The organism is Agrobacterium sp. MA01 (assembly GCF_009650195.1).
Classification (GTDB): Bacteria; Pseudomonadota; Alphaproteobacteria; order Rhizobiales; family Rhizobiaceae; genus Allorhizobium.
On the sequence record NZ_CP045854.1, the window covers coordinates 389,196 to 415,860 of the forward strand.

The 26,665-nt window shown below is 62.1% G+C and carries 23 protein-coding genes; 10 read left to right on the forward strand and 13 right to left on the reverse strand.

Annotation, left to right across the window (positions count from 1 at the left end; genetic code table 11):
* Positions 1-15: 15 nt before the first annotated feature.
* From GH983_RS01800 to GH983_RS01810, 3 genes are all read left to right on the forward strand, one after another.
* Positions 16-408: a GFA family protein gene (locus tag GH983_RS01800; RefSeq protein WP_054150788.1), complete on the forward strand. Its 393-nt coding sequence runs from the start codon at positions 16-18 to the stop codon at positions 406-408.
* A gap of 124 nt (positions 409-532) precedes the next feature.
* Positions 533-1,600, forward strand: a complete 1,068-nt coding sequence (locus tag GH983_RS01805) for a YjgN family protein (RefSeq protein WP_069042224.1) — start codon at positions 533-535, stop codon at positions 1,598-1,600.
* On the forward strand, positions 1,590-2,648 hold the full coding sequence (locus GH983_RS01810) for a M48 family metallopeptidase (RefSeq protein WP_153761447.1): 1,059 nt from the start codon (positions 1,590-1,592) through the stop codon (positions 2,646-2,648). The genes GH983_RS01805 and GH983_RS01810 overlap by 11 nt, the downstream gene beginning before the upstream one ends.
* 97 nt (positions 2,649-2,745) lie before the next feature.
* On the opposite strand, the gene GH983_RS01815 is transcribed toward GH983_RS01810, so the two are convergent.
* A complete protein-coding gene (locus tag GH983_RS01815; protein ID WP_069042222.1) occupies positions 2,746-3,783 on the reverse strand; it encodes a Fe(3+) ABC transporter substrate-binding protein in 1,038 nt (345 codons plus the stop codon).
* Between the two features lie 172 nt (positions 3,784-3,955).
* Here GH983_RS01815 and rirA point away from each other — a divergent pair, with 172 nt between their 5' ends.
* From rirA to GH983_RS01830, 3 genes are all read left to right on the forward strand, one after another.
* Positions 3,956-4,444, forward strand: a complete 489-nt coding sequence (gene rirA, locus GH983_RS01820; protein ID WP_054150784.1) for an iron-responsive transcriptional regulator RirA — start codon at positions 3,956-3,958, stop codon at positions 4,442-4,444.
* Between the two features lie 181 nt (positions 4,445-4,625).
* Positions 4,626-6,293 carry a GMC family oxidoreductase gene (locus tag GH983_RS01825; RefSeq protein WP_153761448.1) on the forward strand — a complete coding sequence of 556 codons (1,668 nt, stop codon included), beginning with the start codon at positions 4,626-4,628 and terminating at the stop codon, positions 6,291-6,293.
* A gap of 50 nt (positions 6,294-6,343) precedes the next feature.
* On the forward strand, positions 6,344-6,877 hold the full coding sequence (locus GH983_RS01830; protein WP_153761449.1) for a gluconokinase: 534 nt from the start codon (positions 6,344-6,346) through the stop codon (positions 6,875-6,877).
* Between the two features lie 3 nt (positions 6,878-6,880).
* Here the strand turns inward: GH983_RS01830 and aguB are convergent, their stop codons facing one another.
* The 4 genes from aguB to GH983_RS01850 all read right to left on the reverse strand — a co-directional run bounded on the left by aguB (position 6,881) and on the right by GH983_RS01850 (position 11,966).
* Positions 6,881-7,750: an N-carbamoylputrescine amidase gene (gene aguB, locus GH983_RS01835; protein WP_153761450.1), complete on the reverse strand. Its 870-nt coding sequence runs from the start codon at positions 7,748-7,750 to the stop codon at positions 6,881-6,883.
* A gap of 11 nt (positions 7,751-7,761) precedes the next feature.
* Entirely contained in the window at positions 7,762-9,060 is a 1,299-nt protein-coding gene (locus GH983_RS01840; protein WP_153761451.1) for an FAD-binding oxidoreductase, read from the reverse strand.
* 9 nt (positions 9,061-9,069) lie between these two features.
* Positions 9,070-10,428, reverse strand: a complete 1,359-nt coding sequence (locus tag GH983_RS01845; RefSeq protein WP_153761452.1) for a glutamine synthetase family protein — start codon at positions 10,426-10,428, stop codon at positions 9,070-9,072.
* Between the two features lie 284 nt (positions 10,429-10,712).
* Entirely contained in the window at positions 10,713-11,966 is a 1,254-nt protein-coding gene (locus tag GH983_RS01850; RefSeq protein WP_153761453.1) for an FAD-binding oxidoreductase, read from the reverse strand.
* Between the two features lie 165 nt (positions 11,967-12,131).
* Between GH983_RS01850 and GH983_RS01855 the strand changes: the two genes are divergently transcribed.
* Positions 12,132-12,494: a YbaN family protein gene (locus tag GH983_RS01855; protein ID WP_153761454.1), complete on the forward strand. Its 363-nt coding sequence runs from the start codon at positions 12,132-12,134 to the stop codon at positions 12,492-12,494.
* Here GH983_RS01855 and GH983_RS01860 read toward each other — a convergent pair.
* Complete coding sequence (locus tag GH983_RS01860; RefSeq protein ID WP_153761455.1) at positions 12,469-15,303, reverse strand: EAL domain-containing protein; 2,835 nt, start codon at positions 15,301-15,303, stop codon at positions 12,469-12,471. The two genes, GH983_RS01855 and GH983_RS01860, sit on opposite strands and share 26 nt — an antisense overlap.
* 39 nt (positions 15,304-15,342) lie before the next feature.
* Positions 15,343-16,230, reverse strand: a complete 888-nt coding sequence (locus tag GH983_RS01865) for a FecR domain-containing protein (protein WP_153761456.1) — start codon at positions 16,228-16,230, stop codon at positions 15,343-15,345.
* Between the two features lie 305 nt (positions 16,231-16,535).
* On the opposite strand from GH983_RS01865, the gene GH983_RS01870 reads away from it, so the two are divergent.
* Positions 16,536-16,835: a helix-turn-helix domain-containing protein gene (locus GH983_RS01870; protein WP_153761457.1), complete on the forward strand. Its 300-nt coding sequence runs from the start codon at positions 16,536-16,538 to the stop codon at positions 16,833-16,835.
* 13 nt (positions 16,836-16,848) lie between these two features.
* On the opposite strand, the gene GH983_RS01875 is transcribed toward GH983_RS01870, so the two are convergent.
* Genes GH983_RS01875 through GH983_RS01895 form a run of 5 tightly spaced genes read right to left on the reverse strand, consistent with a single transcriptional unit; the run spans position 16,849 to position 21,806 of the window.
* A complete protein-coding gene (locus GH983_RS01875; protein WP_153761458.1) occupies positions 16,849-17,901 on the reverse strand; it encodes a siderophore-interacting protein in 1,053 nt (350 codons plus the stop codon).
* A complete protein-coding gene (locus GH983_RS01880; protein WP_153761459.1) occupies positions 17,898-18,728 on the reverse strand; it encodes an ABC transporter ATP-binding protein in 831 nt (276 codons plus the stop codon). The genes GH983_RS01875 and GH983_RS01880 overlap by 4 nt, the downstream gene beginning before the upstream one ends.
* Positions 18,725-19,738, reverse strand: coding sequence for an iron chelate uptake ABC transporter family permease subunit (locus GH983_RS01885; RefSeq protein WP_153763522.1), 1,014 nt, complete (start codon positions 19,736-19,738; stop codon positions 18,725-18,727). Before GH983_RS01885 ends, GH983_RS01880 begins: the two co-directional genes overlap by 4 nt.
* 32 nt (positions 19,739-19,770) lie before the next feature.
* Positions 19,771-20,814, reverse strand: a complete 1,044-nt coding sequence (locus GH983_RS01890) for an iron ABC transporter permease (protein ID WP_194842769.1) — start codon at positions 20,812-20,814, stop codon at positions 19,771-19,773.
* Positions 20,811-21,806: an iron-siderophore ABC transporter substrate-binding protein gene (locus GH983_RS01895; RefSeq protein ID WP_069042212.1), complete on the reverse strand. Its 996-nt coding sequence runs from the start codon at positions 21,804-21,806 to the stop codon at positions 20,811-20,813. Before GH983_RS01895 ends, GH983_RS01890 begins: the two co-directional genes overlap by 4 nt.
* A 316-nt stretch (positions 21,807-22,122) precedes the next feature.
* On the opposite strand from GH983_RS01895, the gene GH983_RS01900 reads away from it, so the two are divergent.
* Positions 22,123-24,273 carry a TonB-dependent siderophore receptor gene (locus tag GH983_RS01900; protein ID WP_153761460.1) on the forward strand — a complete coding sequence of 717 codons (2,151 nt, stop codon included), beginning with the start codon at positions 22,123-22,125 and terminating at the stop codon, positions 24,271-24,273.
* 47 nt (positions 24,274-24,320) lie between these two features.
* Here the strand turns inward: GH983_RS01900 and GH983_RS01905 are convergent, their stop codons facing one another.
* Positions 24,321-25,223, reverse strand: coding sequence for an AraC family transcriptional regulator (locus tag GH983_RS01905; protein WP_153761461.1), 903 nt, complete (start codon positions 25,221-25,223; stop codon positions 24,321-24,323).
* A 256-nt stretch (positions 25,224-25,479) separates the two neighbouring features.
* Between GH983_RS01905 and GH983_RS01910 the strand changes: the two genes are divergently transcribed.
* Positions 25,480-26,664: an FAD-binding domain-containing protein gene (locus GH983_RS01910; RefSeq protein WP_153761462.1), complete on the forward strand. Its 1,185-nt coding sequence runs from the start codon at positions 25,480-25,482 to the stop codon at positions 26,662-26,664.
* Position 26,665: the final 1 nt, after the last annotated feature.

Here is a 26,665-nt window from a genome sequence, read left to right on the forward strand (position 1 = left end):
GCGGGAGGGCGGATCATGCCGAAAAAGAAGAACCATACCGGCGGCTGTCTTTGCGGGGCAGTGCGCTTCGAGGCCGATGCGCCGGCCGCCAAGCCACACACCTGTTCCTGCAAGATGTGCCAGCGCCATACGGGCAGTCTCACCGCCACCTGGGTCGAATTTCCGCGCGAGGCCGTGCGCTGGGTTGGCCCTGCAGGCATCCCCGCCACATGGCGCTCCTCCGACTTTTCGTCACGTGCATTCTGCGACACCTGTGGCTCTTCGATCGGCGCCATCGACGATCAGCCGACGGTGGCGCTCCTGCTCGGAGCCTTCGATCGCACCAGCGCCGCCGATCTCAGGCCCGCTTATCATTCCTACAAGGGTGGCCGACCGAAATGGTGGTGCATCGAGATTTGCGAGACCTGAACGGTGCAACGGGCGTCCGAAGTGTCCGAGCGCACTTGAGTGCGTGGTGCTCTCATGGTCAATGTTCAGGCGCGCGTTGCGGGGGATAGCGACGTGCCGGTTTTGATTTCATGAGGGACATTTCATGCAAGAGGCAGTCTTCGGCCGCGCCGACGCTTTGCGCCGCGGCGAGTTTCGCGGCAGCGCCGGTGAGTATTTCGGTATCTGGATCGTCAACATTCTCCTGACGATCGTCACGGTCGGCATCTACTCCGCCTGGGCCAAGGTTCGGCGCAACCGCTATTTCTACGGAAACTCATTCATTGACGGTCACTCCTTCGACTACCACGCCAAGGGGCTACAGATCTTCATCGGTCGTGCCATCGTTTTCGGCTACATCATTGGCTACAACATTCTCCTGACCTTCAGCCCGATCGCGGGCGGTATCCTGGCGTTGCTGATGTTCGTGCTGCTTCCCTGGATCGTCATGCGCAGCCTTCGCTTCAACGCCCGCGTCACGAGCTATCGCAACATCCGTTTCGACTTCGTCGGAAAGACCTGGGGCGCCTTCGTCGCGATCATCTTCGGCGGCCTCATCGCCTTCTTCTCGCTTGGCATCCTCGCGCCTTTCGCCAGCCGCTGGCTCTATCGCTACATCTTCAACAACCTGCGTTACGGCGACCGGGCCTTCGAGACAGATCCGAAGATCGGTGCGCTCTACCGCGTCTGGCTGCCAGCCTTCCTGCTGATGCTTGTCGGTGCGGCAGTCGGAGGGGCTCTCTTTGTCCTGATCTATTATGGTGCGGTGGCCAGCGCCGACTCGGGCATGGATGGCGAGGCCCTGCTCGTTCTCGGCATCTATGGAACGGTGATCCCGGTCTTGTTGCTTTGGGGCGTCGCGGCGATTTTCTATCGCATCGGCGTTCGCAACGTGGTGATGAATTCAGCCCGCTTCGATACCCGTCATTCCCTTTTTTCGGATCTGGGCCGCCTGCGTTATTTCTGGATCGTCGTCTCAAATCTGGTCGTCACCATCCTCACCCTCAGCCTGATGCGCCCCTGGGCAGCGGTCCGCGAGCACCGCTATGTGATCGAGCATTCCGGCATCGTGGTCGATGGTGAACTCGGTGATGTGGTATCCTCGATGCAGGCGTCCGGCTCCGCCGTGACGGCGGAATATCTCGATCTTGAAGGGTTCGACTTTGGCTTCTGACGACAAGCGCATCGCCTCCGGTCGCTGGCATCCTCCCGGCTCGAGCCGGTCGGCGCCGGCGGTCCTTCTGGCGGAGGGCAAGACCCTTTTTGTCCGGCTAGACGCCGGAGGCGATCCGGTGTCTCTGGGAGACCTGGCACGGACGGAGATATCGGCCCGCGTCGGTCGCATTCCCCGCCGGGTCACCTTCGCCGATAGCTCGCTCTTCGAGACCGATGACAACGACGCCGTCGACCTGTGGCTGAGCAAGCATGGCAAGAAGGGCGTCGTTCACGAACTGGAGCGGTTTCACCCACGTCTGGTCGCCTTCTTCTTCGCTGTTGTCGTGCTTGCGGGCCTGATCTACCGCTATGCAGTTCCGGCGCTGGTCGAAGTGGCCGTTCTGGTGACACCGCCGGCGGTCACCGAGTGGATGGCAAGCGGTACGCTTCTGTCGCTCGACCAGGCGGTGTTCAGCGAAAGCCGACTGCCCGAAGCCCGTCAGACGGAGATCCTGAAGGCCTTCAATCAGGTCGCAGTCCTCTCGTCCCGGGGTGTTGCCGGCTACAATCTCAATTTCCGTCAGGGTGGCCCGATTGGCCCGAACGCGTTTGCCCTTCCCGATGGAACGCTTGTCATCACCGACGAACTGATCGATCTTGCTGATGGCGACATGGACATGATCATCGGGGTCCTTGCCCACGAAATCGGCCATGTCGAGGAGGAGCACTCGCTCCGCCAGCTCTATCGCGCAGCCGGCATGGCCGGTCTAATCATGCTGATCGCAGGCGATGTCGGTGCGGCCGGCGAGGACATTCTGACCAATGGCGCTGCCCTGATGTCACTCTCCCATTCGCGTGACGCGGAAAACGAGGCCGACCGTATCTCGGTGGAGCTGATGGCCAAGGCCGGCCGTGATCCGCGCGCCATCGGCCGCTTCTTCGCTCGGTTGGAAGAAAAACTCGGTCTCGATGGAGACTCCTCCTTCCTGTCCACCCATCCGGGCACCAGTGAGCGGCGGGAGGCAATCGACGATCACGCGAAAACTGTCGAAGCTGGTGGCATCTGAGGGGGAGGCCAGGCGGGAGGCGGACTATGGCACATGCCGAAATGCAAGAAGGGGCGGTCTGAGACCGCCCCTTCTGCTTTCAAGTATACGCGGAAGATTACTGCGTTGCGCCGTCGTTCAGGCCGACCTTGTCGACCAGTTCGGAAGCGGTCTTGCGGTTGGCAGCGATGTCGGCGAGCGGCAGCGGATCAGCCTTGATCGCGCCGAAGCTGGCAACCATCTCGGAAACCTTGGCATTGGGGCCGACAGGATATTCGAAGACCTGCTCGGCATAGATGGTCTGCGCTTCGTCGGAAGCCAGGAATTCCATCAGCTTGACGGCATTGTCCTTGTTCGGTGCGTTCTTTGTCAGCGCCATGCCGGAAATGTTGACATGCGTGCCACGGTCAGCGGCGTTCGGGAAGAGAACCTTGACCGAAGCGGCCCAGTCCTTTTCTTCCGGATCCTTCTCGTTGGTCTTCATCAGACCGAGGTAGTAGGTGTTGGCAAGGCCGAGATCGCATTCGCCGGCATGGATTGCCTTCGCCTGGGCGCGGTCGTTGCCGTCAGGCTTCTTGACCAGGTTCTGCTTCAGGCCTGCGAGCCATGTTTCCGTGTATTCGGCGCCATGGTGGGCGACCATCGAGGCGAACAGGCCGACATTGTAGGCGTGCTGACCGTCGCGCATGCAAATGCGGCCCTTCCACTTGGGATCGGCGAGTTCCTCATAGGTGATCGCATCTTCGGAGACGCGGTCCTTGGAAGCATAGAGAACGCGGCCACGGGTGGTCAGGCCGAACCAATTGCCTTCCGGATCACGATACTGCGCCGGGATCTGGCTGGTGATGTTCTCGTCGACGAGCGGCTGGGTCACGCCGCCATCCTTGGCTTCCGTGAGGCGCGCGATGTCGACCGTCAGAATGACGTCGGCCGGCGAGTTTGCACCTTCTGCCGTGATGCGCTCGACGAGGCCCTTGTCGAGGAAAAGCACATTGGTCTTGATGCCCGTTTCCTTGGTGAAGGCGTCCATCAGCGGCTGGATCAGTTCCGGCTGACGATAGGAATAGATGTTGACTTCGCCGTCTGCCAGTGCCGAGCCGGCCGAAAGGGCCAGAACGGAAACTGCACCGAGTGCGATGGTACGGATGGATGTCATGGTAGGCCTCCCTCTTTGCGGATTGTTGAGGCGCATATTCATGAAATGGGATAAGCTGTCAATTGTAGTCCAGTTTAATCACCAACACGTGAGTCTAGAACTTGAGTATTTTGGAATTGTTCAAAACTGCAAAAGGCGCTATATAAGCCGCAAGAAAACAGAGGAATCGTGCATGCGTTTGACAAAACAGACAAATTACGCCGTGCGCATGCTGATGTATTGCGCAGCCAACAGCGACCAGTTGAGCCGGATCCCGGAGATCGCCAAGGCCTATGGCGTGTCGGAGCTCTTCCTGTTCAAGATTCTGCAGCCGCTGAACAAGGCCGGTTTGGTCGAGACCGTCCGCGGTCGTAACGGTGGCGTGCGCCTCGGCCGTCCGGCCGAAAAGATCACGCTGTTCGATGTCGTGAAGGTCACGGAAGACAGCTTCGCCATGGCGGAATGCTTCGAGGACGACGGTGACGTCGAATGCCCGCTGATCGACAGCTGTGGCCTGAACTCTGCGCTGCGCAAGGCGCTGAACGCCTTCTTCGACGTGCTTTCTGAATACACGATCGACGACCTCGTCAAGGCACGCCCGCAGATCAACTTCCTGCTCGGCATCGACGACCTGCAGCCGCGCCGTGTGGCCGCCGCTCCAGCTGCCGCACCGGCCGCCTGAAAATCGTCGAATATTCACTTGATCAAACCCGCCGAAAGGCGGGTTTTTTCGTTGCAGGGCAGTGCCTGTACGCCCGCCTTGCTTCCTTCCGGCACTCTGCTACGTTTACGTTCACGGCAGTTAAGATCTGCCGGTTGGGGCGGCTTGAAACGGGTCGCTGGTGCAGGTCTCTGGGGGGAGCATGTACGACTATGTCATCATCGGTGGCGGATCGGCCGGCTCGGTCCTTGCGGCGCGGCTGAGCGAGGACCCGTCGGTTACCGTCTGCCTGCTGGAAGCCGGCGGTCGGGGTGACGGCATCTTCGCCCGCGTGCCGATGGCGTCAGCGGCTGTTGTGCCGGGTCATGTGAAGAGCGGAAACTGGCGTTTTTCGACGGTGCCGCAGGAGGGCCTCAACGGACGTCGGGGTTACCAGCCGCGCGGTCGCGGCCTTGGCGGATCGAGCCTGATCAATGCCATGCTCTATGTCCGCGGGCATACCGGCGATTACGATGAGTGGGCGTCTCTCGGCTGTGAAGGCTGGTCGTGGAAGGACGTCCTTCCCTGGTTCAAGAAGGCCGAGGACAACATCCGTGGGGCGGACGATTTGCATGGCCGCGGTGGCCCGCTTCAGGTCTGCGATCAGAACTGGGCGCGCCCGATCAACCAGGCCTTCCTGAAGGCCTGCGAACAGCGCGGTCACCGTCAGAACGACGATTTCAACGGGCCGATGCAGGAGGGGGCCGGCGTCTATCAGGCCACCCAGTTCTGGAACGGCCCAAAGCGCGGCGAACGCTGCTCGGCAGCTGCCGCCTATCTCCACGACGTGATGACGCGGCGCAATCTCACCGTCATCACCGAAGCGCATGTATCGCGCATCCTGGTCGAACAGGGCAGGGCAGTCGGCGTCGCCTATCGCTTCGGCAAGGACGAGCAGCGGATCGTCCGCGCCGATCGCGAGGTGCTCTTGTCGGCAGGGGCGCTGCAATCACCGCAGATCCTGATGCTCTCGGGCATTGGCCCTGCAGACCATCTGACCTCTCTCGGCATTCCCGTCGTGCTGGACCGAACGGAAGTCGGCTCCAACCTCCAGGATCATCTCGACTACACCATGATCTTCCGCTCACCGGATACCGACATGTTCGGCTTGGGTATCATGGCGACGCGCGATCTGATGCGCGCCGCAAACGAGTGGCGCACGGAGCGTATGGGTCACCTGCGATCGACCTGCGCGGAATCGGGTGCTTTTCTGAAGACCGATCCGTCGCTCGATCGTCCTGACATCCAGCTGCATTTCCTCGTTGCGATGGTCGACGACCACGTGCGCAAGATGCATTGGGGCCACGGCTATTCCTGCCATGTCTGCGTCTTGCGCCCGCATTCGCGTGGCACGGTCCGGCTCGCGAGCACCGATCCGTCCGCTTCGCCGCTCATCGATCCCGCATTTCTCTCGGATCCGCGCGACTTGGAAATCCTGCGCAAGGGTGCCCGCATGATGGCCGAGATCATGGCAGCCCCCGCATTCAATCGCTATCGCGGACCTGAACTCTATCCGGCCGGAACGTCGGATGCGGAACTCGACGCGGCGATCCGTACCCGCGCCGATACGATCTATCACCCCGTCGGCACCTGCCGCATGGGCTCCGATGGCGATGCGGTGGTCGATCCCGATCTCAGGCTGAAGGGCATAGTGGGGCTGCGTGTCGTTGACGCCTCAGTCATGCCGCGTCTGATTGGCGGCAACACCAACGCCCCCGTCATCATGATGGCGGAAAAGATCGCCGCATCCATCCGGGCAGAGGCGAGAGCAGCCAGGGAACGGGCCACCGGCAGAAGCGCAAACAGTGAGAGCGGATTGCATTTCGCCTGAACCTTCCTATTGTCGCGGCCCCTGGATGAGGGCTGAGGAAGAGGAAGAGCATGCCGCAGGACAACAAGCTGGCCGCCCCGCAGGCGGTGATCGTCATGGGAGTCAGCGGCTGCGGAAAGTCCTCGGTCGGCGAGGCGCTCGCGGCCCGTCTCGGGCTTCCCTTCATCGAGGGGGATGTCCTGCACCCCGAAAGCAACGTCGCGAAGATGGCCGCCGGTACGCCGCTAACCGACGAGGATCGCTGGCCCTGGCTGACCGTGATCGGCGAGCGCATGGCGGACGCCTTGGCGCGCGGGGAGGGGATCATCGTGTCCTGCTCGGCGCTGAAGAAGATCTACCGCGAACACTTGCGTGCCGCGACCGGTGGTCGCCTCGCCTTCGTCTATCTCGATGGTTCACGGGAACTGCTCGGCCGCCGCATGGGCGCCCGCACTGGGCATTTCATGCCGCTTGGTCTGCTCGATAGCCAGCTCGCCACCCTGGAAGTCCCGACCGGCGAGCCGGGCGTTGTCACCGTCTCGATCGATCAGACCGTCGAGGGCGTCGTCGCCGACGCGCTCGACGGTCTGAAAGCGGAAACCTGAGCTTCAGCCCTCGTAACCCAGGAGCGGGCCGTAAAGCTCCGGCCGGCGGTCTCGGAACAGGCCCCAGCTGGCGCGCTGCCTTGCGATTCCATCGAGGTCGAAGGTCGCGGTCAACACCGTCTCAGTCTCCCGGTCGGCAGTTGCCACCATTGAACCGGTCTGGTCGCAGATGAAGGACGAGCCGTAGAAGGTAAGCGAGGTGCCCTTGCGACCATCTTCCTTGCCGATCCGATTCGACGCGATGACCGGCATGAGATTGGCCGCTGCATGCCCCTGCATCACCCGCTGCCAATGGCCGGAGCTGTCGAGGCTCGCATCCTGCGGCTCCGAGCCGATCGCGGTCGGATAGAACAGAAGTTCGGCGCCCTGCAGCGCCATGGCACGGGCCGCCTCCGGGAACCACTGGTCCCAGCAGATGCCGACGCCGATCGCCGCATGCCGCGTCTCCCAGACTTCGAAACCGGTATCGCCGGGCGAGAAGTAGAACTTCTCGGTATATCCAGGACCATCAGGAATATGGCTCTTGCGATAGATGCCAAGCACGTCCCCGGTCGCGTCGACGATGGCCACGCTGTTGAAGAACGTCTGCCCGGCCTTTTCGAAGAAGCTGACGGGAATGACGACGTTGAGCTCTTCGGCAAGCGCTGCGAAGTGATCGATCAGGGCGTTGTCATGGGCAGGCTTGGCGAGATCGAAGAACTCGGCGATCTGGTCCTGGCAGAAATAAGGTGCCTCGAACAGCTCCTGGATCAGGACGATTTGTGCGCCCTTTGCGGCAGCCTCGCGCACGAGCTTTTCGGCCCGTACGATATTGCCGGGCAGATCCCATGTGCAGGCCATCTGGGTGGCGGCGACGGTGACGGTGCGGGTCATCTCTTCTTTCCTCAAACGCCGAGCCGATCACGCATGCCGTAATACCAGGCACCGAGTGCCGTGAACGGCACGCGGAACATGCGCCCGCCCGGGAACGGATAGGCCTGCAACGACGACCAGACATCGAAGCGGCTCATCTGGCCATGCACGGCCTCGCCGAGGATCTTGCCGAGCAGATGCGTGGTCGTCACGCCGTGGCCGCTGTCGCCATGCGAGAAGTAGACGGTGTCGGAGAGCTTGCCCATATGCGGGATGCGGGTCAGCGTGAGGGCAAAATTGCCACTCCAGGCATAGTCGATCTTCACGTCCTTCAGCTGCGGGAAGGTTTTCAGCATGTTCGGCCGGATGACGCCCGTCAGGTTCTTCGGGTCCTGGCCGCCATAGCCGATGCCGCCACCATAAAGCAGGCGGTTGTCGGCGGTGCGGCGGTAGTAGTCGAGTACGTAGTTTGCATCTTCGACGCAGTAATTGGAGGGCAGCAGTTCCTCGATCAGCTTGGCATCCAGCGGCTCCGTCGCCATCACCTGGCTGGAAACCGGCATCATCTTCTCGGTCACCTTCGGCGCGATGCCGGCCATATAGGCATTGCCGCAGACGACAATGTGCTTGGCCCTGACAATGCCGCCCTCGGTGCAGACGAAGGGCTGCGGGCCGGTGTCGAGATGCACGACCTTGGAGTTTTCAAAGATCTTGGCGCCGAGGCTTTCGGCCGCTGCCGCCTCGCCGAGCACAAGGTCGAGCGGCTGGATATGGCCGCCATGACGGTCGATCATGCCGCCGACATAGCGGTCGGTCTTCGCATACTTGGCGACCTCGGCCTTGGAGACCATCTCCAGCCCGTCATGCCCATGCTTCATCCAGTGGGCCCGGACGTCCGCCATCTCCTTCACCTGCTTGTCGGTGAAGGCTGCGAAGAACCCGCCGTCGACGAGATCGCATTCGATCCCGTATTTCGCCACGCGCTCGCGGATGATCCGACCACCCTCGAGCGACATCTCGCCGAGCCGATCCGCCTTTTCCTGCCCGTAGCGTTTTGCAATCGTTTCAAGATCACGGCTATAGCCGTTGACGATCTGACCGCCATTGCGACCCGAGGCGCCGAAGCCGATCCGATCGCCTTCGAGCACGATCACGGCATAGCCCTTTTCCGAAAGCTCAAGGGCTGCCGAAATGCCAGTAAAGCCGGCGCCGATGATGCAGATGTCGGCCGTGTGCTGGCCGTCAAGCTTCGGGCGCACGCGCTTGTCGCGGGCAGAGGCTGCGTAATAGGTGGCCGCATGGCCGGGATTGGGTCCGATCGACTTCGTCATGGCTTCACCTCACACGGTCCGGATATAGGCGTCGTATTCGACGTCGGTCACACGCAGCGAGAACTCCGAGAGTTCCTGCTGCTTGCAGGCGGTATAAAGGCTGCGATATTTCGGCCCGAGCGCCGCATAGGCAAAGCTCGACTTGCCAAAGCGCTGAAGCGCATAGTCCCAGTTGGTCGGCAGCGGCTCGTGGTTGACGGCATGGTCGTCGCCAGAGATCGCCCCACCGGGCGAAAGCTTCTCCTTCATGCCGGCGAGCGCCGCCGACAGGATCATGGCGAGAACCAGATAGGGATTGGTGTCGGATCCGGCGACGCGATGCTCGATGCGAGTCGCAGGCTTCGATGCGGTGATGACGCGAACGGCAGCAGACCGGTTATCGAAGCCCCAGGACGCATAGGTCGGCGCATGTTCGGATGGGCGCAGGCGGCGATAGGAGTTCTGGTGCGGTGCAAAGATCGCCATGCTCTCGCCCATGCTTTCGAGAAGCCCGCCGACCGAATGGAAAAGGGCGTCCGAGGGTCCATCCTCGCCGACATAGATGTTCTCGCCCTTCTCGTTCAGGATCGAGAAATGCACATGCATGCCGCTGCCGGCCTGGGTGCCATAGGGCTTGGCCATGAAGGTGGCGTCGAGATCGCTGGCGCGCGCCACGCCCTTGACGATGCGCTTGAGCAATACCGCGTAGTCCGCAGCCGCCAGCGCATCCGGCACGTGGTTGAGGTTGATCTCGTACTGACCGGGACCGTTTTCGCGCAACGTCGTATCGGCCGGCACGTTCTGGGCGCGGGCGGCCGTCGAAATGCCGTGGAAGACCTCTTCGAAGTCCTGCAGTTCGGAGATCGACAGAACCTGCGTCTGGCCGGTATGCCAGCGACCGTCGCGCGTGTTCGGCGGACGCACCGGGTCGAGCGCCGAGCGAACCGGGTCGATCAGGTAGAATTCGAGTTCGGTCGCGACGACCGGCGTCAGTTTCGCTGCCGTGAAGCGCTTCATCACGTTGCCGAGCACCTGGCGCGGATCGGCGTAGAAGCTCTCGCCTTCCGGGGTGTACATCTGCAAGAGCACCTGCGCCGTCGGGCGCGACAGCCAGGTCACGCGTGACAGCGTTCCCGGAACCGGAAAGCAGATGCCATCAGGATCGCCGGTTCCCTCGGCAAGCCCGGCAGCGTTGACGTCGCGGCCCCAGACATCGAGCGCGTAGACCGAGCGCGGCATCGCCATGCCCTTGGTCAACACGTCGATCGCGCGTTCCCGCGGGATCCACTTGCCGCGTGGCACGCCGTTCACGTCGATGACGAAGGCTTCAAGTACTTCAATATCGGGATTTGCCGCGAAGAATTCGCGTGCCTCTTCGGCCATGTCCATGGATCACCGTGTGGCTGATGTCGATCGGGTTCGAAACGCGCGATAGTGCGCGAACGGATGCTGGTCCGCTAACGATAGACGCTTTTCGCGTTATGGATCAAACACCGGCGCATGCCACTGTCCGTCTCTTCCTGATCCCCTCGACCGGCGGCGTTCTTGCGACGCGAGCTTCGTTCCGGCCTGTTTCCACCGGGAAACAATTTGATCAAATTATGCGGAATGACTACCACCTCGGCGCCAAAAAGGCTAGCCCCCTGAGAAGGGGGCTAGAAACGCTTTGTTTTTCAGGGGCGAAAACGCTCAGGGCTCCAGGCCTTTGCGTCGATGAATGTCTTTTCCCCATCCATCATTTCCCCGATCAGACGGCCCGTAACAGGACCGAGCGTCAGGCCGTGATGCGCATGGCCGAAGGCGAACCACATGCCCTCGTGGCGCGGCGCCTTGCCGATGACCGGCATCATGTCGGGCGTGCAGGGGCGGGCGCCCATCCAGGGTTCGGCGTCGAGCCGGTCGGCCAGCGGGAAGATCTCGCGTGCCACCTTTTCCGCCCGCGCCAGTTGCACCGGCGACTTCGGCGCATCGCGATTGGCAAATTCCGCGCCCGTCGTCAGGCGGATGCCCTTTTCCATTGGTGCAAGGAAATAGCCGCGCTCGGCATCCATGGTCCAGTTGTTGAGGACAGCATTGCCCTCGGGAGCGTAATGCATGTGGTAGCCGCGCTTGACGCCGAGCAGGAAGCGGTAGCCGAACTTTCGGGTGACTTCCTCCGACCAGGGGCCAAGTGCCAGCACCACATCGTCGCCATCGACCATCCCGTCATCGGTCTTCACGCGCCAGCCCTTGCCCGAGGCGCCAGTCTCCAGCGACATGGCATCACCCTTGACGAAGCGTCCGCCGAGCGACTGGAAATAGCCGAGATAGGCCATTGTGAGGCCATGCGGATTGGTGACAGACCAGGGGTCGTTCCACTTCAGACCGCCGACGAAATCGCCGCGAATATGCGGCTCTTCCTTGGCCAGGTCCTCGCGGCTGAGCGCCCGATAGCTGACGCCGTATTCGCGGGCGAGGCGAGCCGCTTCGGCAAGCTCCGTGTCGCGCTTGGCCGTCGTCCGGAAGATCTCCATCCAGCCGTCCTTGCGGATCAGATGGTCGGCTTTGGCCGCCTGGATCAGGTCCTGATGCTCGGTGATCGAGTTTTCGATGAGTGGCGCATAGGCGCGTGCAATCACCTCATGCCGGCTTTTGTTCGAATGCCACCAGTAGCGCGACAGAAACGGCACGAGCTTCAGGATGGCGCTTGCATGATAATGCGCGTCGATCCGGTTGTTGAAGCCGTAGCGGATCAGCAGGCTCAAGTCCTGCGGGAAGCCGTAGGGCACGACGCCCTCGCGCTGGATGAGGCCCGCATTGCCGAAAGAGGTTTCCTCACCGGCGCCGCGGCGGTCCACCAGCACCACCGAGCGCCCGCGGCGGGCGAGATGGATGGCTGTGGAAACGCCGATAATGCCGGCGCCGAGCACGAGGGTAACCTTGGACATGTCAGTTGAATTCCTGAAGGTGGGATTGCCGGGCAAGGATGCATTTCAGCCTGTTGCGGCGCAAACGAAAAATCGCCGCATTTGCCGCAATCCTCAAAATCCTTGTCGTTCCCGAATCATGCCATATCTCCAGTCGAAGCGACGGCAGCCAGCGAAGGGGATTTGATGCGCCTGCTCATTCTTGGCTGCGCCTGGCTGATGGTCGGGATCGGGGTCATCGGAATCTTCTTGCCGGTTCTGCCCACCACGCCTTTCATGATCGTCGCAGCCGCGCTCTTCGCCCGGTCTTCGCCGCGTTTCGAGCAATGGTTGCTCGACCACCCCCGCTATGGACAGCCGCTGATCGACTGGCGTCGTGAAGGCGCGATTTCGCAAAGGGCCAAGATTGCATCGGTGTCGTTGATGACGCTGAGCTACGGCATTGTTGTCTTCTTCGGGCCGCCGCAGCTTTGGCTGAAGCTGCTGATCGGCGTCATCCTCGTCGCCTGTGCAGCCTTTGTCCTCACCCGGCCTGCGCCAGGGCGCTGACAGAGGCTTCATGGCCGCCGGAAAGCAGCGAGTGGGCGGCCGACAGGGCCTGGATCTGGCGGGCCGACTGCGGCCGGCCGAAGAGATAGCCTTGCCCTTCTTCGCAGCCCATGGCCGTGAGCATTTCCGCCTGCAGCGCATTTTCGATACCCTCGCCGACCACCTTGAGGCCGAGGCCGTGGGCGAGCGTCATGACCGCCTGAACGATACTCTGGGCTGCGGGATCGCTGACCATGTCACGGACGAAGGACTGATCGATCTTCAGCTTGTCGAGCGGCAGGCTGGAGATGTAGCTGAGCGATGAATAACCTGTCCCGAAGTCGTCGAGGGCAATGGTCACGCCGAGATCACGCAGCGCATCCAGTTTGGTGAGAAGCTCCTCGGAGCGTTCGACGAAGATGGATTCGGTGATCTCGACATGCAGCCGATGTGGCTGAAGACCGCTGGCGTCGAGCGCCGCACGGATGTCGGAAAGCAGATCGCCGCGCAGAAACTGGACCGGGGAAATGTTGACCGCGACGCTGACATGCGAGGGCCAGTTCGTGGCGGCCTTGCAGGCCTCCCGGAACATGAACTGGCCGAGATCGCAGATGAAGCCATTGGCTTCCGAGATGCTGATGAATTCCGCCGGCGAAATCATGCCGAGCGTCGGATGCTGCCACCGCAAAAGCGCCTCGGCGCCCACGAGCCGCCCGGAGGTGAGGGCGACCTGGGGCTGAAAGAGCAGGAAAAACTGTCCCTGATCGAGCCCGGTGCGCAGCTCTGCTTCGAGCAGCCTTGAGCGGGCCCTGCGCAGCGTCGAGGCGGGGTCATACGCCCGCCAGCCACTTCCTCCGACCCGTTTGGCATCGATGAGCGCCAGTTCGGCTGCTTCGATCCATTTCCCCGGGCTGCCGAGGTTTTCCGAGCCACTGCAGGCGCCGATGCGAGCGTTGAGTTCGATCTTGATCCCTTCGATGCCAAAGGGAGTGTCGAAGAGTGCGAGCAACTGCGCGGCACTTTCAGCGAGTGCATCCTCGCTCTCGATGCCGGCGGTCGCCAAGCAGAGAACGTCGCCAGCAAGCCGGGCCGTCAGGCCGTCTATCCCCGCATGGCGCCGAAGTCGGGCGGCGACGGCCTGAAGGACGCTGTCGCCTTTTTCCCGGCCGAGCATTTCATTCAGATGACCGAAGCGATGCAGGTCGATGGCAAAGACGGAGAAGCCGCGTCCGGTGGCTGCCATCGCGTCGATCAGGCCGCGTCGGGTCAGGAGCCCGGTCAGGTCGTCGACCCGTGCCATCTCTTCGAGCTTGGTTTCGTAGAGGCGGCGGGCCGTCACGTCCCGCAGGCTGATGCAGGTCACATGTGAGCCGACCGGTGACAGCCCCTGGCCGCCACGGCTTTCGAAGGGCGAGATCGTAATGGCGGCTTCGAGATGGCGCCGGCCCTTTCGGCCCGGAATGTCGAGTGCAACGGTCTGGCTGTGAATCTGCTGGGGCTCTGTGATGTGGATCGCTTCGAGCGCGAGCAGAGCCTCGGTGAGGGCAGGGGGCGCAAACACACTCAGATTGCTACCGCGCACAACCGCTTCGTCGCGTTCGAGCACGCCGCTCAGGGTGTGGCTTGCATCGAGCAGGTTACGCTTCTGATCGAGCACGATGACCGGGTCGATGCTGTCATTGATGATGCGCTTCAGGACACGGCGAATGTCGCGATTCTCCGTTACCGCGAGCTCCGCCAGCCATCCGCTGAGCCCCACTTTTTCGGCCATCAGCATGAAAAAGCCGAAGGCGAACATCAGCCACAGGCTGGCGGTGTGGAAGACCAGGGCCTCGTGCTTGTAGAGGAGGAAGGAGACCGCCTCGGCAATCGTCAGCAAGGCTGCGGACGCTGCGAGCGGCACGCCCAGCGACTGGCGATGGAATGTCAGCGTATAGGCGATGATCAAGGCCGCGAGCAGCAGGCCGATCGGCTCGGTGCGCAGTGGCCGGAGAATTCGCTCCTGGACCAGTGTCTCTGTTGCCAGCACATGCAGCATCGGCCCGCTGAGGATGCCGTAGACGGGCACCGCAAAGAGGTCCTTCAGTTCCGTGGCATAGGCGCCGACCACCACCGACTTGCCATCGATGGCATCGCGTCCGACAGCGCCGGAGAGGATATCGGTGACCGAATAGGTGGGAACTGTTTCTGGCCGAATGGAGAAGTCGATCTCGAGCCGGCTGGTCCGTGCATCACTGTAGCCGGCAAGGACTGCGGGCGCCGACTGCGTCGGAATACCGTCGATGAGTTCCGTCACCGGGAAGGACCGCATCAAGCCATCGTCATCCAGCGCAACATCCACCAAAGCCGGCCAGGAATGCTCAGCAAAGATCGGCAGCGGCGCAGTCACAGTCAGCGGATCCGATGACCGGGCACCGAACTGCTGACGGAAAATCGGCAGGATGACACCGCCACCGGCCTCTTCGAGAGCTTTTGCAAGCCGGACATCATTTTCCGGCTGGGAGGGCGTGCTGAAGTCGATATCCAGGAAGATGTCCTGAGCGCCAGACGCCACGAGTCTGTCGATCAGCTCGGCATGTACGGCGCGCGGCCAGGGCCAGGTGCCAACCCCGATCAGGCTTTTCTTGTCGATCGCGACGAATACGAAGTCGCCGCTGGCAGCACGGGGGGCCGCAGCGGCGCGAAAGGAGCTCAGATCGTTGTTGAGATGCTGTACTACCGAGATTGATGGCAAGATGAGCGGCAGCGCCATGATCACGGCGATCATGGCGACCCGAAACGAAACCAGCCTTGCGAGGAAGCCACGTGCAGGGCGAATGCTATCCGTCATGCGCGTATCCTGGCGGTTGTGTGACGAAAGCCATCATCATCAGCGGTCGCTTTTGCCGTTGCCATTTCCGCGGGCATTGCCGTTGCCATTTCCGCCGGCATTGCCGTTTCCGCCACCGTTGCCGTTCCCGCCGTCGTTGCCGTTTCCGCCGCCGTTGCCGTTTCCGCCACCGTTGCCGTTTCCGCCGCCGTTGCCGTTGCCGTTGCCACCGCCGTTGCCACCAGCATTGCTGTTGCCAGCAACACTGCTTTTGGATTTGCCTGCGTCCATAGCGCCCTTGGCTTCATCCATCGTCGACGTCGCCTTGACGACGCTGCCAGCGGCCGGGACCTTGGCATTCGAGGGCGCCACACGCGTGATCTGCGGCTTTTCCGAAAGCCCGGCGACGGTCATGCCGGATGCATCCACCTGCGCACCCTGGCCGGCCCCCAAGTCGCTACGCTCACCACTGCTAAAGCTGGTCACTTGAACTAGGCCCCGTTCGACAGCGACCGCAGCATTGGCCTTGCCGACCTTGACGGTGAATTGCGTGCCCTTGACCACTGCCGCCAGGAACGGGGTCTGCACCGTCGTATGCGGACGCTGCCGTTTCTCGATTTCGAGGCTGATCTCGCCCACCTGCTGAACCACCTCGGTCTTGCGGCTGATATCCTGGCCCCGGGTAATGATCGCCGCCAGTGTATTCGGCTGAAAGGCAATGTTCTCCGTACCGCGCACCAGCTGCAACCGCCCCCGCGGCCCGGTCGAGATCCAGGCCTTGTTGGGAACCTGCATGCCTCTCTTGAGCGGAACCCAGGTTTTCTTGTCGACGGTGTAGGCGACCTGTGCCGTCGCCTTAGCCGCCATCCATACCTCGCCCGCGGCCGATGCCGCACCGGCAAGGCAAGTCAGGAAAAGACAGAGGACGGTTGAAACGATGAAGCGCATGGTAGGTCTCCTTTGAGGTCCTAATTCAGCACGCGTTCCTTAAGATTCTTCTGAATTTGCTGTGCCGGTTTTATCAAATGCCTGTTTATTCGACGGAATATTCGCGAATCCTGGCGTATCTCGCTCGGGCGGACCCTTGAAAATTGCGCTGGCGGCCTCGACGTGTTCCGCTCAACGGGGTGACGAAAGCTTGATCAGCAGCCACGCGCTTCTAGTTAGCCTTACGGCGAGTGGTTTCGACGCTTGCGTCAAGCAAACCCGAAAGGACGTCCGTGACCACAGGAAAACAGGTTTCAGCAGCCAGAATGCTGCTCGGCATGACGCAGGCGCAGCTCGCCGACCGAGTTGGCCTTTCTGTCTCAACGCTCGAGCGACTGGAGAACGCTGACGAGGGCGCCGAGGATGAAGCAAGCGCGCGCGCTCAGATAAGCGCCGCTCTGGAACAAGCGGGCGTCACCTTCATCGATGAACGGGTGACAAGCGCTGCAGGCGGCTTTGGCGTGCGTCTGTCCGTCCCGGCTTCCCAGTCTGTCGACACCGGCAGCGACGAAACCGTTCAGTATCCTGAAATGGCGAGGAATGGCCCCTTTGGCGCCGGGGGCTGAAAAGATCGGGCTCTCAGCTCTCTTTCTCCCAATACCAGGCGACGTATTGGCGTCGTCGGTCGCGCGCCTTCTCGGCAAGATGACGCTTGATCGTCCGCACATCCGCCTTTTCGCCCGCGAACCAGACGAAGGTCTCGTCCTCCACGTCCTTGAGCGCCGTCTTGACCCGATCGACCAGAACATAGGCATCGCCGACCGAATAGGATGATCGGTGCAGCCATTCGACATGGACCGGAGACAACCCTCGCAATGGCTGTTCTTCACCGGCATCTTCGACTTCGATGATTGCCCGCATCGTCACGCTTGATGGCGCTTCCTCGACCATCCGGGCAATCGCTGGCAGCGCACTTTCGTCGCCGGCAAAGAAGATGTCCTGCGCATCGGGCAAACCGCCGCCGCCGGGTCCCATGATCGCCACCTGCTGGCCGATCTCAGCGTCTCGCGCGAAATCCGCGCCCGGTGTGGCGACACCTTCGGCCGGATGCTGAAGGATATCCAGGCTGATCTGGCGTGCTTCCGCGTCGACGTAACGGATCGTGTAGATCCGCACGAGCAACTCGTCGGGCCAGCCGATGCGTCCGTTCTCCTGAAGGTGAGGCCAGACAGGTGTCTGATCTTTCGGCGGCACGAGCAGCCGCACATGCATGTTGCGATCGAGAAAGGGCGTGACGTCGGCGACGGAGAGCGTCACCCGCCGCATCCGTGGCGTAACATCCTTGACGCCGACGACGGTCGCCTTTTGGAAACCGGGTGGTTTCACCTTCGCGGCCGGCTTCGACCACTCGAGCGAGAAGGGTTCATCTCCGGCGAAATAGAAGAGATGTTCGGCAAACATCGTGCGGGTGACGGCGAGCGCCTCTTCACCCAAGGTGCTGATCTCGATCTGCAGCCCGTCTTCGGCCGTCACGATGTCGATCGTCCAGTCCTCCGATTTCAACGTGGCAACGCCATCAGCGTGAACGACGTCCGAGTGCTCGACGAAGTGTTCGCAGATTTCGGCGAGCATGGCGCCGACATCGGCGGGACGGGCGATGCCTGAAAGTTTGGTGGGCTGAAGATCGGTCATGAAAGCGCCAGTCGAGTGAGGGAGGATGAGGGTTGCATGTGGTGACGCCCGATCGGGAGCATCATCGGTCTGCCGGAGGTCGGATCGGTGAGGATCCGGGCCTCGAGATTGAACACCCGGCGCACCATGTCTTCGGTCAAGACCGTGTCCGGGCTGCCGCATTGGAAGGGGCTTCCATCCAGCATGGCGACGAGATGATCTCCATAGCGAGCCGCAAGGTTCAGGTCGTGCAACACCATCACGACGGTCGTGCCGCGGCTGCGGTTGAGATCGGTCAGGAGATCCAGCACGTCGATCTGGTGGCTGATGTCGAGAAAGGTCGTCGGCTCGTCGAGCAGCAGGAACTCGGTCTCCTGGGCGAGTGCCATCGCGATCCAGACCCGTTGCCGCTGGCCACCCGACAGCTCGTCCACCGGCCTGTCTGCAAGGTCCGCCGTCTGCGTGGCCGCCAGGGCATCGGCGACCGCCTGGTCGTCGTCCCTGGTCCAGGATTGAAACAGGCCGTGATGCGGATGGCGACCACGGCTCACCAGATCCACGACCGTGATGCCATCAGGCGCGATCGGGGATTGTGGCAGAAGCCCCAGCCGGCGCGCGAGTTCGCGGGTCGGAAGCTTGTGGATCGCCTTGCCGTCGAGCATCACCTCGCCGGCCTTGGGCTCAATCAGTCGGGACATGGCCTTGAGCAAGGTGGATTTGCCGCAGGCATTGGCGCCGACGATGGCGGTGATCTGGCCGGATGGAAGGCTGAGGTCGAGGTCCCGAAGGACGAGGCTTTCACCGTAACCTGCTGAAAGGGTCTTCGCTTCGAGGCGGTGATCGGTCATGTCGCAGCTCCCCGACGGTTGCTCCTGATGATCAGGGTGATGAGGTAGGGTGCCCCGAGCGCCCCGGTCACCACGCCGACCGGGTAACGGCTCGGCAAGAGAAACTGGCCGACGAAATCTGCCGCGAGGACCAGCAAGGCGCCGACCACGGTGGCTGGTAGAAGGATCGAACTGCGCCGCCCGAAGACACCGCTTGCGATCGGCCCGGCAAGAAAGGCGACGAAGGCGATAGGGCCCGTGACCGCAGTCGCGGTGGCGATCAGCCCGACGGCGCAGACGATGACCAGGAGTTTGGTCGAGGCAACGTTTACACCGAGCGCAGTTGCCGTATCGTCGCCGGCCCGCATGACATCGAGATCGCGCGCCTTAGCCAGAAGCAGGCTGCCCAGCGCAATCAGTGCGACGATCAGGGGAAGGGACTGATCCAGCTTGGCGCCGTTGAGGCTGCCGGTCAGCCAGCGCATCGCTTCCTGCAGGCTGAAGGCGGGAGCGCGCGACAGGATATAGGCAATCATGCTTTCGAGCATGGCAGAGACGCCGATCCCGACAAGGATCAGCCTCGGGCCGGCAACGCCGTTTTTCGAGGCGAGGCCATGCACCAGAAGCGCGATCGCAAGGCCCGCTCCTACGGCCAGAAGAGAGACGACAGGCCCGCTGATCGAGAGGACCACGATCGCAAACACCGCCGCCGCACTCGCGCCCGAGGTGATGCCGATGATGTCGGGGCTGGCGAGAGGATTGCGCAACAGCGTCTGGAAGGCCGCTCCCCCGAGGCCGAAACTCATGCCGGCCGCAATGGCGAGCACAGCGCGCGGCAGGCGCAGCTGCCCCACCGTGAAATCCGCCCCGGCAACCTGTTCGCCGCTGAGGACGCGGATGACGTCTCCAAACGGCGTGAAGGTGCGACCGGCCATGAGCGTCAGCGTGAAGCCGGCAAGAATGAGGGTCAAAATAAGGACCAGCATGACCAGCCGTCGGCGCGTTCGATGCTTGCGGTTTGTCGCGACCATTGCTGTCAGGGAAGCATCGGATCGAAGAAGGGTCACAGATCTCTCACCTTCTGCCGACGAACGATGAAGATGAAGACCGGCGCGCCGATAAGGGCGGTCACGACGCCGACCTCGAGTTCGGACGGGCGTGCCGCAAGGCGACCGAGAATATCACTCGCCGTCAGCAGGATGGCCCCGCCTATGGCCGAGAATGGCAGAAGCCAGCGATGATCCACGCCAACCAGCAGCCGGCAGGCATGCGGGACAACGAGGCCGACGAAACCGATTGGGCCGCAGACGGCTGTCGTCGCGCCACATAGCACAACGGCACCGAGCGTTGCCATACCTCGTGCCACTGCCACGCGCTCGCCAAGCCCCGCGGCAAGTTCGTCACCGAGCGCCAGAGCATTGAGGCGTCGCGCTGAAAGCAGGCACAGCAGAAACCCGACCAGAAGAAACGGATAGATGTGCTCCATCCGCTCGAAGGTGGCGCCGCCGACGCCGCCGATCTGCCAGGAGCGGATGCCGCCGGCAATGTCTGCACGCGGCAAGACGACGGCAATCACCAGCGATGAAAAGGCGATCGTGGTTGCCGTACAGGCAAGGGCGAGCTTCAGCGGCGTTGCGCCACCGCGTCCCATCGAACCGATGACATAGACGAAGACGGCTGTGGCAGCGGCGCCCGCGATGGCAATCCAGATGAAGGCATCAGCCGAGCTGATGCCGAACCACGCCACCCCCACCACAACGGCAAGCGATGCGCCGACATTGACGCCGAGGATGCCGGGATCGGCGAGCGGATTGCGCGTCACGCCCTGCATGACGGCGCCGGCAAGGCCAAGGGCCGCACCGGCGAGCAGTGCCAGAACGGTGCGCGGCACACGGGTCGCAACCGCGGCGCGGTCAAGCGTCGAGACGTCCCCGGACAGGGCCGCCAGCACCTCCGACAGCGGTACATCGCGGGTGCCGATGGTGAGGGACAGCAAGGCGACGCCGATGCAGACCGCGATCGCCGCAGCCAGCCAAACGACGCTGCCCTTGGCCGTCTTCGCAAGAGACGGCCGATGGGTGGAGGAAAGGAAGCGAGCAGAAATCATTCCGTCTTTCGCGCCGCGTCCGCGAGCTTTTCTACATAGGCGGGCAACACCCAGGTGATCGACAGCGGCGTGGGATTGGCCGCAGTCCCCAAGGGATCGCGGCCAAGCGTGACGATGGCGTCATGCTTCACGGCCGGCATATGGGACAGGAGAGGATTGGCCTTCATGGCCTCGATCAACGCCTGGTCGCCATAGGTCACGAGAATGTCGACGTCATCGAAGAGATCGATCTGCTCGGCGCTGATCGAGCCGGCGAAGCTGCCGGTCGTCGATGCCTGCATCACGCTTTTCGGCATCGAAAGCCCGAGATCGGCGAAGAACCGAACGCGGGTGTCCTGGGTCGTATAGAAATTGACGATGCTGAGGTCGGTCGCGTCGAGATGGGTGACGAACATCGCCCGCTTGCCGTTGAGTTCAGGATACTTGGCGACCTCGGCTGCGATCTTCTGCTCGATATCGGCAATCAGCGCTTCACCATCAGGCGCCATGCCCATGCCGGCGCTGTCGAAGCGGATCGTTTCACGCCAGTCCGTCGACCACGGGGCCTGCGGATAGGCGATAACGGGGGCGATCTGGCTCAAGGTGTCGTAGTCGGATTGGCTTAAGCCCGAATAGGCGGCAAGGATGACATCCGGTGCCGTCCCGGCAACCGCCTCGAAGTCGATGCCATCCCCCTCGTCGAACAGGACGGGCGCGTCGGCCCCAAGGGACTTAAGACGCTCCGAAACCCAGGGCAGCAGCCCGTCGCCATCATCATCACCGAAATTCGCAGCCGCCATGCCGACCGGAACGATGCCGAGGGCAAGCGGGACTTCGTGGTTGGCCCAAGCCACAGTTGCCACGCGATGCGGTTTTTCGGGAACGGTCGTCTGCCCGAGCGCATGGCTGATCTCGAGGGGAAAGCCAGCCTCCTCGGCAGCAACGACCGTCGAGCCGGAGAGGGACAGCAAGATGGCCGCAAGAGGCGCCAGGTGATGCAAATTGATCCGCATGGGTCCCAATCATCCCTTGGTTAAGTTGACTGTCACTCTCAGCTTCAATTCCTGGGGTCAAGCAATTTGGATCGAGCTGACGACATCGGCTCTTGATTTTCCGGGGGATTTTACAAAAGAGAGAAATCTACAATACTGGATGAAAATTATCCAGTTAAAGGCGTGCAGACCGATCCGATCTCGGACTGCAGCGGCCGGGGCTCAGGGATAGGGCCACAGGAGACTGCAGAGCTGGATCCGGTGTCGGTCGGCGCCCGACGATGATCCTCAATGTTCATCGTGTGGGAATGTCGGAACGTCAAATTCTGGAAGCAACATGATCAGAGCCATTTCCGCCCGGGGCGCCACGCGCGTCTCCCTTCGCCATCGCATCAGCATTCTTCTGGGCTGCACGGCATTCGTGGCCCTGGTGCCGGTATTCGCCGTCGCTCAGGACGCCGATACCGATGGCGACACGACCGTTCTACAGACGATCACCGTCGACGGGGCCGGCAAGGCCGACGCGGATTCCAAGTCGATCGTCGCGACCCAATCGAGCGCTGTCGGCAAGATGCCCGGCGAGATCCTGACAACGCCTGCGACCGTTTCCGTCGTTACGTCCAGGGAAATCGAGCAGCGCGGTGCCGACAGCATCGAGAAGGTGGTGCAGTACACGGCCGGCGTGACCACCGATTTCTACGGATCGGACGACCGTTTCGACTACGTCACCATTCGTGGCTTTTCGCCCTACACCTATCGCGACGGTCTCGCCATCGGCCGCACCTGGCTGGGCGTGAAGGAGGAACCCTATGCCTTTGAGAGGCTTGAGATCCTGAAGGGCGCCAATTCGACCGGCTTCGGCGTTTCCGATCCGGGCGGCGCCATCAATTATGTGACGAAGACCCCGCGCAGCGAGCGGTTCGGCGAGGTCTATGGCACGGTCGGATCCTTCGCCCACAAGGAGACGGGCTTCGACTTCGGCGACAATCTGACGGAAGACGACACCCTGTCCTATCGCCTGACCGGAAAGTTCCAGCGGGCCGACGGTGAGTATGATTTCTCGGAGAACGACGAGAACTTCATCATGGGCGGTTTGACCTGGCGTCCCACCGACATGACCAATCTGACATTCGTCTTCGATCACCTCGACCGCAATGTGACCCCGAGCGGTGGTGGCCATCCGCTCCACACGGATTTCGATCGGGACCGGTTCTTCGGGGAGCCCGATTTCAACTACGATTCGACGAACCGCAATACCTATACGATGCTGTTCGACCACGATTTCGGCAACGGCCTGAGTTTCAATTCCAGTGCGCGCTACAGCAATTCCAACCGCGACACCGGCTTTGCCTATATCTATGATTCCAGCGGTGCATCCGACCTGTCGGACACCAGGGCAAACCGCATCTACTCTCTCGGCTCCGGATCAAGCGAGCAGTTCATTGTCGATGCCCATCTGCTGTACGAGACAAGCTTCGATCAGGTGGAGAGCCGCACCCTCGCGGGTGTCGATTACAACAGCATCGAATCCACCAACGAGTCCGGCTATCTCTGGGGCGCAGGTACACCTTCGATCGATTGGCAAAATCCCGTCTACGCAGGTCTGCCGTCGGCGATCCCGCTCTCGACCCGAAAGAGCAACGACCGAAGCACGCGGGCCATCTATCTGCAGCAGGATCTGATCTTCTCGGACCGCGTCACGGCCAGTGTCGGCCTGCGCAACGACTGGCTCGATCTCGAAGAGACCGATCTGGGGACCCGGGTGTCCAAGTCGCGCGACTACAGCGAGTTCAGCAAGCGCGTCGGTCTGAGCTACAAGGTCACCGAGGAACTGGCGGCCTATGTCAGCTACGCCGAGTCCGTCGCACCGCCAAGCACGGGCAACGAGCCTCTCTATGGCTCCCAGTACGAAGTGGGCGTCAAGTATCGTCCCGACGCCTTCCCCGGTCTGATCACCGCCTCGATCTACGACCTGACGCTCGAAAACATCACCACATCCGAGGGACCGTTCTACCTTGCGACCACGGTCGAAAAAGTGCGCCATCGCGGTCTGGATCTCGAAGCAAAGCTGGAGGTCACGCCGAGCTTCGGGCTGATCGCGGGATACAGCTACATCGACTCGAAGATCGAGGATACGAGCACCGCTTCGAGCTCGGTGAACGGCAAGCGCATGTCTCAGGTTCCCGAGCACATGGCCTCGCTCTGGGGTACCTACACGCTCCCAGGCAACGGTGATCGCGGCGACATGACGTTCGGGGCAGGGGCGCGCTTCATCGGCTCCTACTATTTCGACAATGCCAACACCCGCAAATCCGATGGCGCGGTGGTCTTCGATGCCTCCTTCACCTATGCGATCAAGGAGAACACGAGCTTCCAGCTGAACGTCAGCAACCTGTTCGACGAAAAGCACATCGCCAACAACGACGGCGGTGCCCTCTACTACAATCCCGGACGCGCCATCTACGCGACCCTTCGCCAGACCTGGTGAAAAACAGCGAGGGCTCGCCGCGCAGAGTGCGACGCGCCCTCGGCCATCTAGATCGAATGCTGTTGTTTGCGTCGCCAGACGGCCGGGGTCTCCCCGGTGATGCTGCGGAACACCTTGGTCAGATGCGCCTGGTCGGAAAAGCCGAGCTGCGCACTGATGCCAGCGATGCTCATCTCCGTTTCCGAAAGCATCTGCCGCGCCATGTCGATCCGGCGTGACAATTGCCATTGGAGCGGCGTCATGTCGGTAGTCTGACGAAACACCGTGGCGAACCAGCTCTCCGACAGGCCAACGACATCGGCCATTTCTCGCACGCTCAACCGACGCCCGCCGCAATTGGCGAAATAGCCGGAAAGCCGGTTCAGTTGCGCCTTGGTGAGATGCCCGGCATGCGCAGCGCTTCGACCTTCGCTTACCCGCAGGTCGAGAAGTCCGGTGATGATGCTGCCCACCAGGTTCTCTGCAAAGGCTGGATGCCTGCCATCCGTCGACAGCTCGTCCACCACAAGCGTCGCAAGGCTGGCCAGGGGACCGGGATCCTGCAGTTCAACCGGCTGCCTGATGATGGCCCGCGCCGCCGATGAGCCGACAGCCGGCGTGAGATACCGCATCAGCCGTTCCTGGTGCAGATGCAGGTCGAGGTGTGAAAAGCGATGGCGGCTGCTGAACTTCGTCCACATCGGCATGCCGGCCGGCACATAGATGGCGCGTGCCATGCCCCGCTCGCCCCGGTCCAGTTCTTCCGCCCGGTCCGCCACCCGGATCTGGCTGCTGACATCGTTGAAGAAGAAGACGATCCGTGGATCCGGCGAGAGATAATAGCCGTTTGCCCCTGCATGGCCTTCCGCTTCCCAGTGGACACCGACGACGCCGTCGAGGGAACGCCATCTGGGCGGCATGAGGGCGCGAATGCCCTCGATTTCGGACTGCATCGAATGGAGATATGTCAAACCACTGGCCTCTCACCCGGTTTCGGTGACCTGCACATGCGTCATGGCGCGGCGCACTATTGGCCGGATGCAGGCGCTGGGTCAATAAAGATGACTTGATAAATCATATTTTTGAACTGTGCCTGTGGGCGTGGCTGTTCTGCGCCAGGGCTCAGATCGTGACGAAGGAGCGCAGGTCCGCCTTCGACGCAGAGCCGTAGTGTTGTTCGGCAGGCATCAGTCAGTGCCAGCCGGATTGAACGCATCTGGAGTAACGATGGCAGACTTTGACTTCCCGCTGACCCGCAGCGACGCCCTTCAACGCCTGGACAATTTTCTGCCGCATACGGGTGCTGCCTATGCACGCTTGCGCAACAAGGAACAGGGGCAGGGAGAGCATGTGCATGTATCGCGATTGTCTGCCGCGCTGCGCAGACGGCTGATCTCCGAGCAGGAGGTTGTCGATGCGGTCCTGGCACGGCACGGACTGGCGGCGGCCGAAAAATTCGTCAGTGAAGTGTTCTGGCGCACCTACTGGAAGGGCTGGCTCGAGCAGCGCCCGACCGTTTGGGAGGATTATGGCGCAGCCGTCGAACGAGCGCTGGAGCAGCTGGATGCAGTCTCGGGACTGCGCAAACGCCATGCCTCGACGATCGATGGATCGACCGGCATCGACTGTTTCGACGCCTGGACCAAGGAACTGAATGAGACGGGCTATCTGCACAACTGGGCGCGCATGCAGTTTGCCTCGATCTGGATCTTCACGCTCGGGCTGCCCTGGGAACTCGGCGCCGCCTCGATGTTTGACCGTCTGATCGACGCCGATCCGGCATCGAACACCCTGTCCTGGCGTTGGGTGGCGGGGCTGCACACGGCCGGCAAGGCCTATCTCGCCGATGCCGAACGCATCCGCTCGATGACCGATGGCCGCTTTTCGCCTGCCGGCCTGGCACGTACGGCCCGCATTCCCACAGACAGTGTACGGACCCCTTCACCTTCACCCATTCGGCTGACCTCTTCGCCGGATCCATCCGCAGCCACTCTGTTGCTGCTGACCACAGAGGATCTGTCGGTCGAGCAGGTTGGCGCGATACGTGCGCTGCCGGTGAAGTCCATCGCTTATCTTGAAGGTCGCAACTCGTGGGACGAAACTGCTCTCGCCGATGCTCTTGCACGTACCGCACAGGTGTGGCCGGATGCGGAAGTCTACGGGGCTCTCGCCCCTGGTGAGCTTCCTGCCGCAGCAAAATCGTCAGGCTGCACACAGGTCGCAACCGCTTTCCTGCCCGTTGGCCCCGTCGCGTCTTCCATTGCCCCTGTGCGAGGCGAGTTCGACAGGCTCGGCATCGCCTTCACGGAATATCTCCGCGAGTGGGATCGGATGGCCTGGCCACATTGCCGGAAGGGCTTCTTCGGGCTGAAGGAGAAGATTCCAGCCCTTCTGCAGGCGGGGCACCGCTGAC

Bases quoted from the DNA above. Each gene is read 5' to 3' on its own strand.
- GH983_RS01800 (WP_054150788.1), top strand. From the start codon at position 16: ATGCCGAAAAAGAAGAACCATACCGGCGGCTGTCTTTGCGGGGCAGTG.
- GH983_RS01805 (WP_069042224.1), top strand. From the start codon at position 533: ATGCAAGAGGCAGTCTTCGGCCGCGCCGACGCTTTGCGCCGCGGCGAG.
- GH983_RS01815 (WP_069042222.1), bottom strand. From the start codon at position 3,783: ATGACATCCATCCGTACCATCGCACTCGGTGCAGTTTCCGTTCTGGCC.
- rirA (WP_054150784.1), top strand. From the start codon at position 3,956: ATGCGTTTGACAAAACAGACAAATTACGCCGTGCGCATGCTGATGTAT.
- GH983_RS01825 (WP_153761448.1), top strand. From the start codon at position 4,626: ATGTACGACTATGTCATCATCGGTGGCGGATCGGCCGGCTCGGTCCTT.
- GH983_RS01830 (WP_153761449.1), top strand. From the start codon at position 6,344: ATGCCGCAGGACAACAAGCTGGCCGCCCCGCAGGCGGTGATCGTCATG.
- aguB (WP_153761450.1), bottom strand. From the start codon at position 7,750: ATGACCCGCACCGTCACCGTCGCCGCCACCCAGATGGCCTGCACATGG.
- GH983_RS01840 (WP_153761451.1), bottom strand. From the start codon at position 9,060: ATGACGAAGTCGATCGGACCCAATCCCGGCCATGCGGCCACCTATTAC.
- GH983_RS01845 (WP_153761452.1), bottom strand. From the start codon at position 10,428: ATGGACATGGCCGAAGAGGCACGCGAATTCTTCGCGGCAAATCCCGAT.
- GH983_RS01850 (WP_153761453.1), bottom strand. From the start codon at position 11,966: ATGTCCAAGGTTACCCTCGTGCTCGGCGCCGGCATTATCGGCGTTTCC.
- GH983_RS01855 (WP_153761454.1), top strand. From the start codon at position 12,132: ATGCGCCTGCTCATTCTTGGCTGCGCCTGGCTGATGGTCGGGATCGGG.
- GH983_RS01860 (WP_153761455.1), bottom strand. From the start codon at position 15,303: ATGACGGATAGCATTCGCCCTGCACGTGGCTTCCTCGCAAGGCTGGTT.
- GH983_RS01865 (WP_153761456.1), bottom strand. From the start codon at position 16,230: ATGCGCTTCATCGTTTCAACCGTCCTCTGTCTTTTCCTGACTTGCCTT.
- GH983_RS01870 (WP_153761457.1), top strand. From the start codon at position 16,536: ATGCTGCTCGGCATGACGCAGGCGCAGCTCGCCGACCGAGTTGGCCTT.
- GH983_RS01875 (WP_153761458.1), bottom strand. From the start codon at position 17,901: ATGACCGATCTTCAGCCCACCAAACTTTCAGGCATCGCCCGTCCCGCC.
- GH983_RS01880 (WP_153761459.1), bottom strand. From the start codon at position 18,728: ATGACCGATCACCGCCTCGAAGCGAAGACCCTTTCAGCAGGTTACGGT.
- GH983_RS01885 (WP_153763522.1), bottom strand. From the start codon at position 19,738: ATGGTCGCGACAAACCGCAAGCATCGAACGCGCCGACGGCTGGTCATG.
- GH983_RS01890 (WP_194842769.1), bottom strand. From the start codon at position 20,814: ATGATTTCTGCTCGCTTCCTTTCCTCCACCCATCGGCCGTCTCTTGCG.
- GH983_RS01895 (WP_069042212.1), bottom strand. From the start codon at position 21,806: ATGCGGATCAATTTGCATCACCTGGCGCCTCTTGCGGCCATCTTGCTG.
- GH983_RS01900 (WP_153761460.1), top strand. From the start codon at position 22,123: ATGATCAGAGCCATTTCCGCCCGGGGCGCCACGCGCGTCTCCCTTCGC.
- GH983_RS01910 (WP_153761462.1), top strand. From the start codon at position 25,480: ATGGCAGACTTTGACTTCCCGCTGACCCGCAGCGACGCCCTTCAACGC.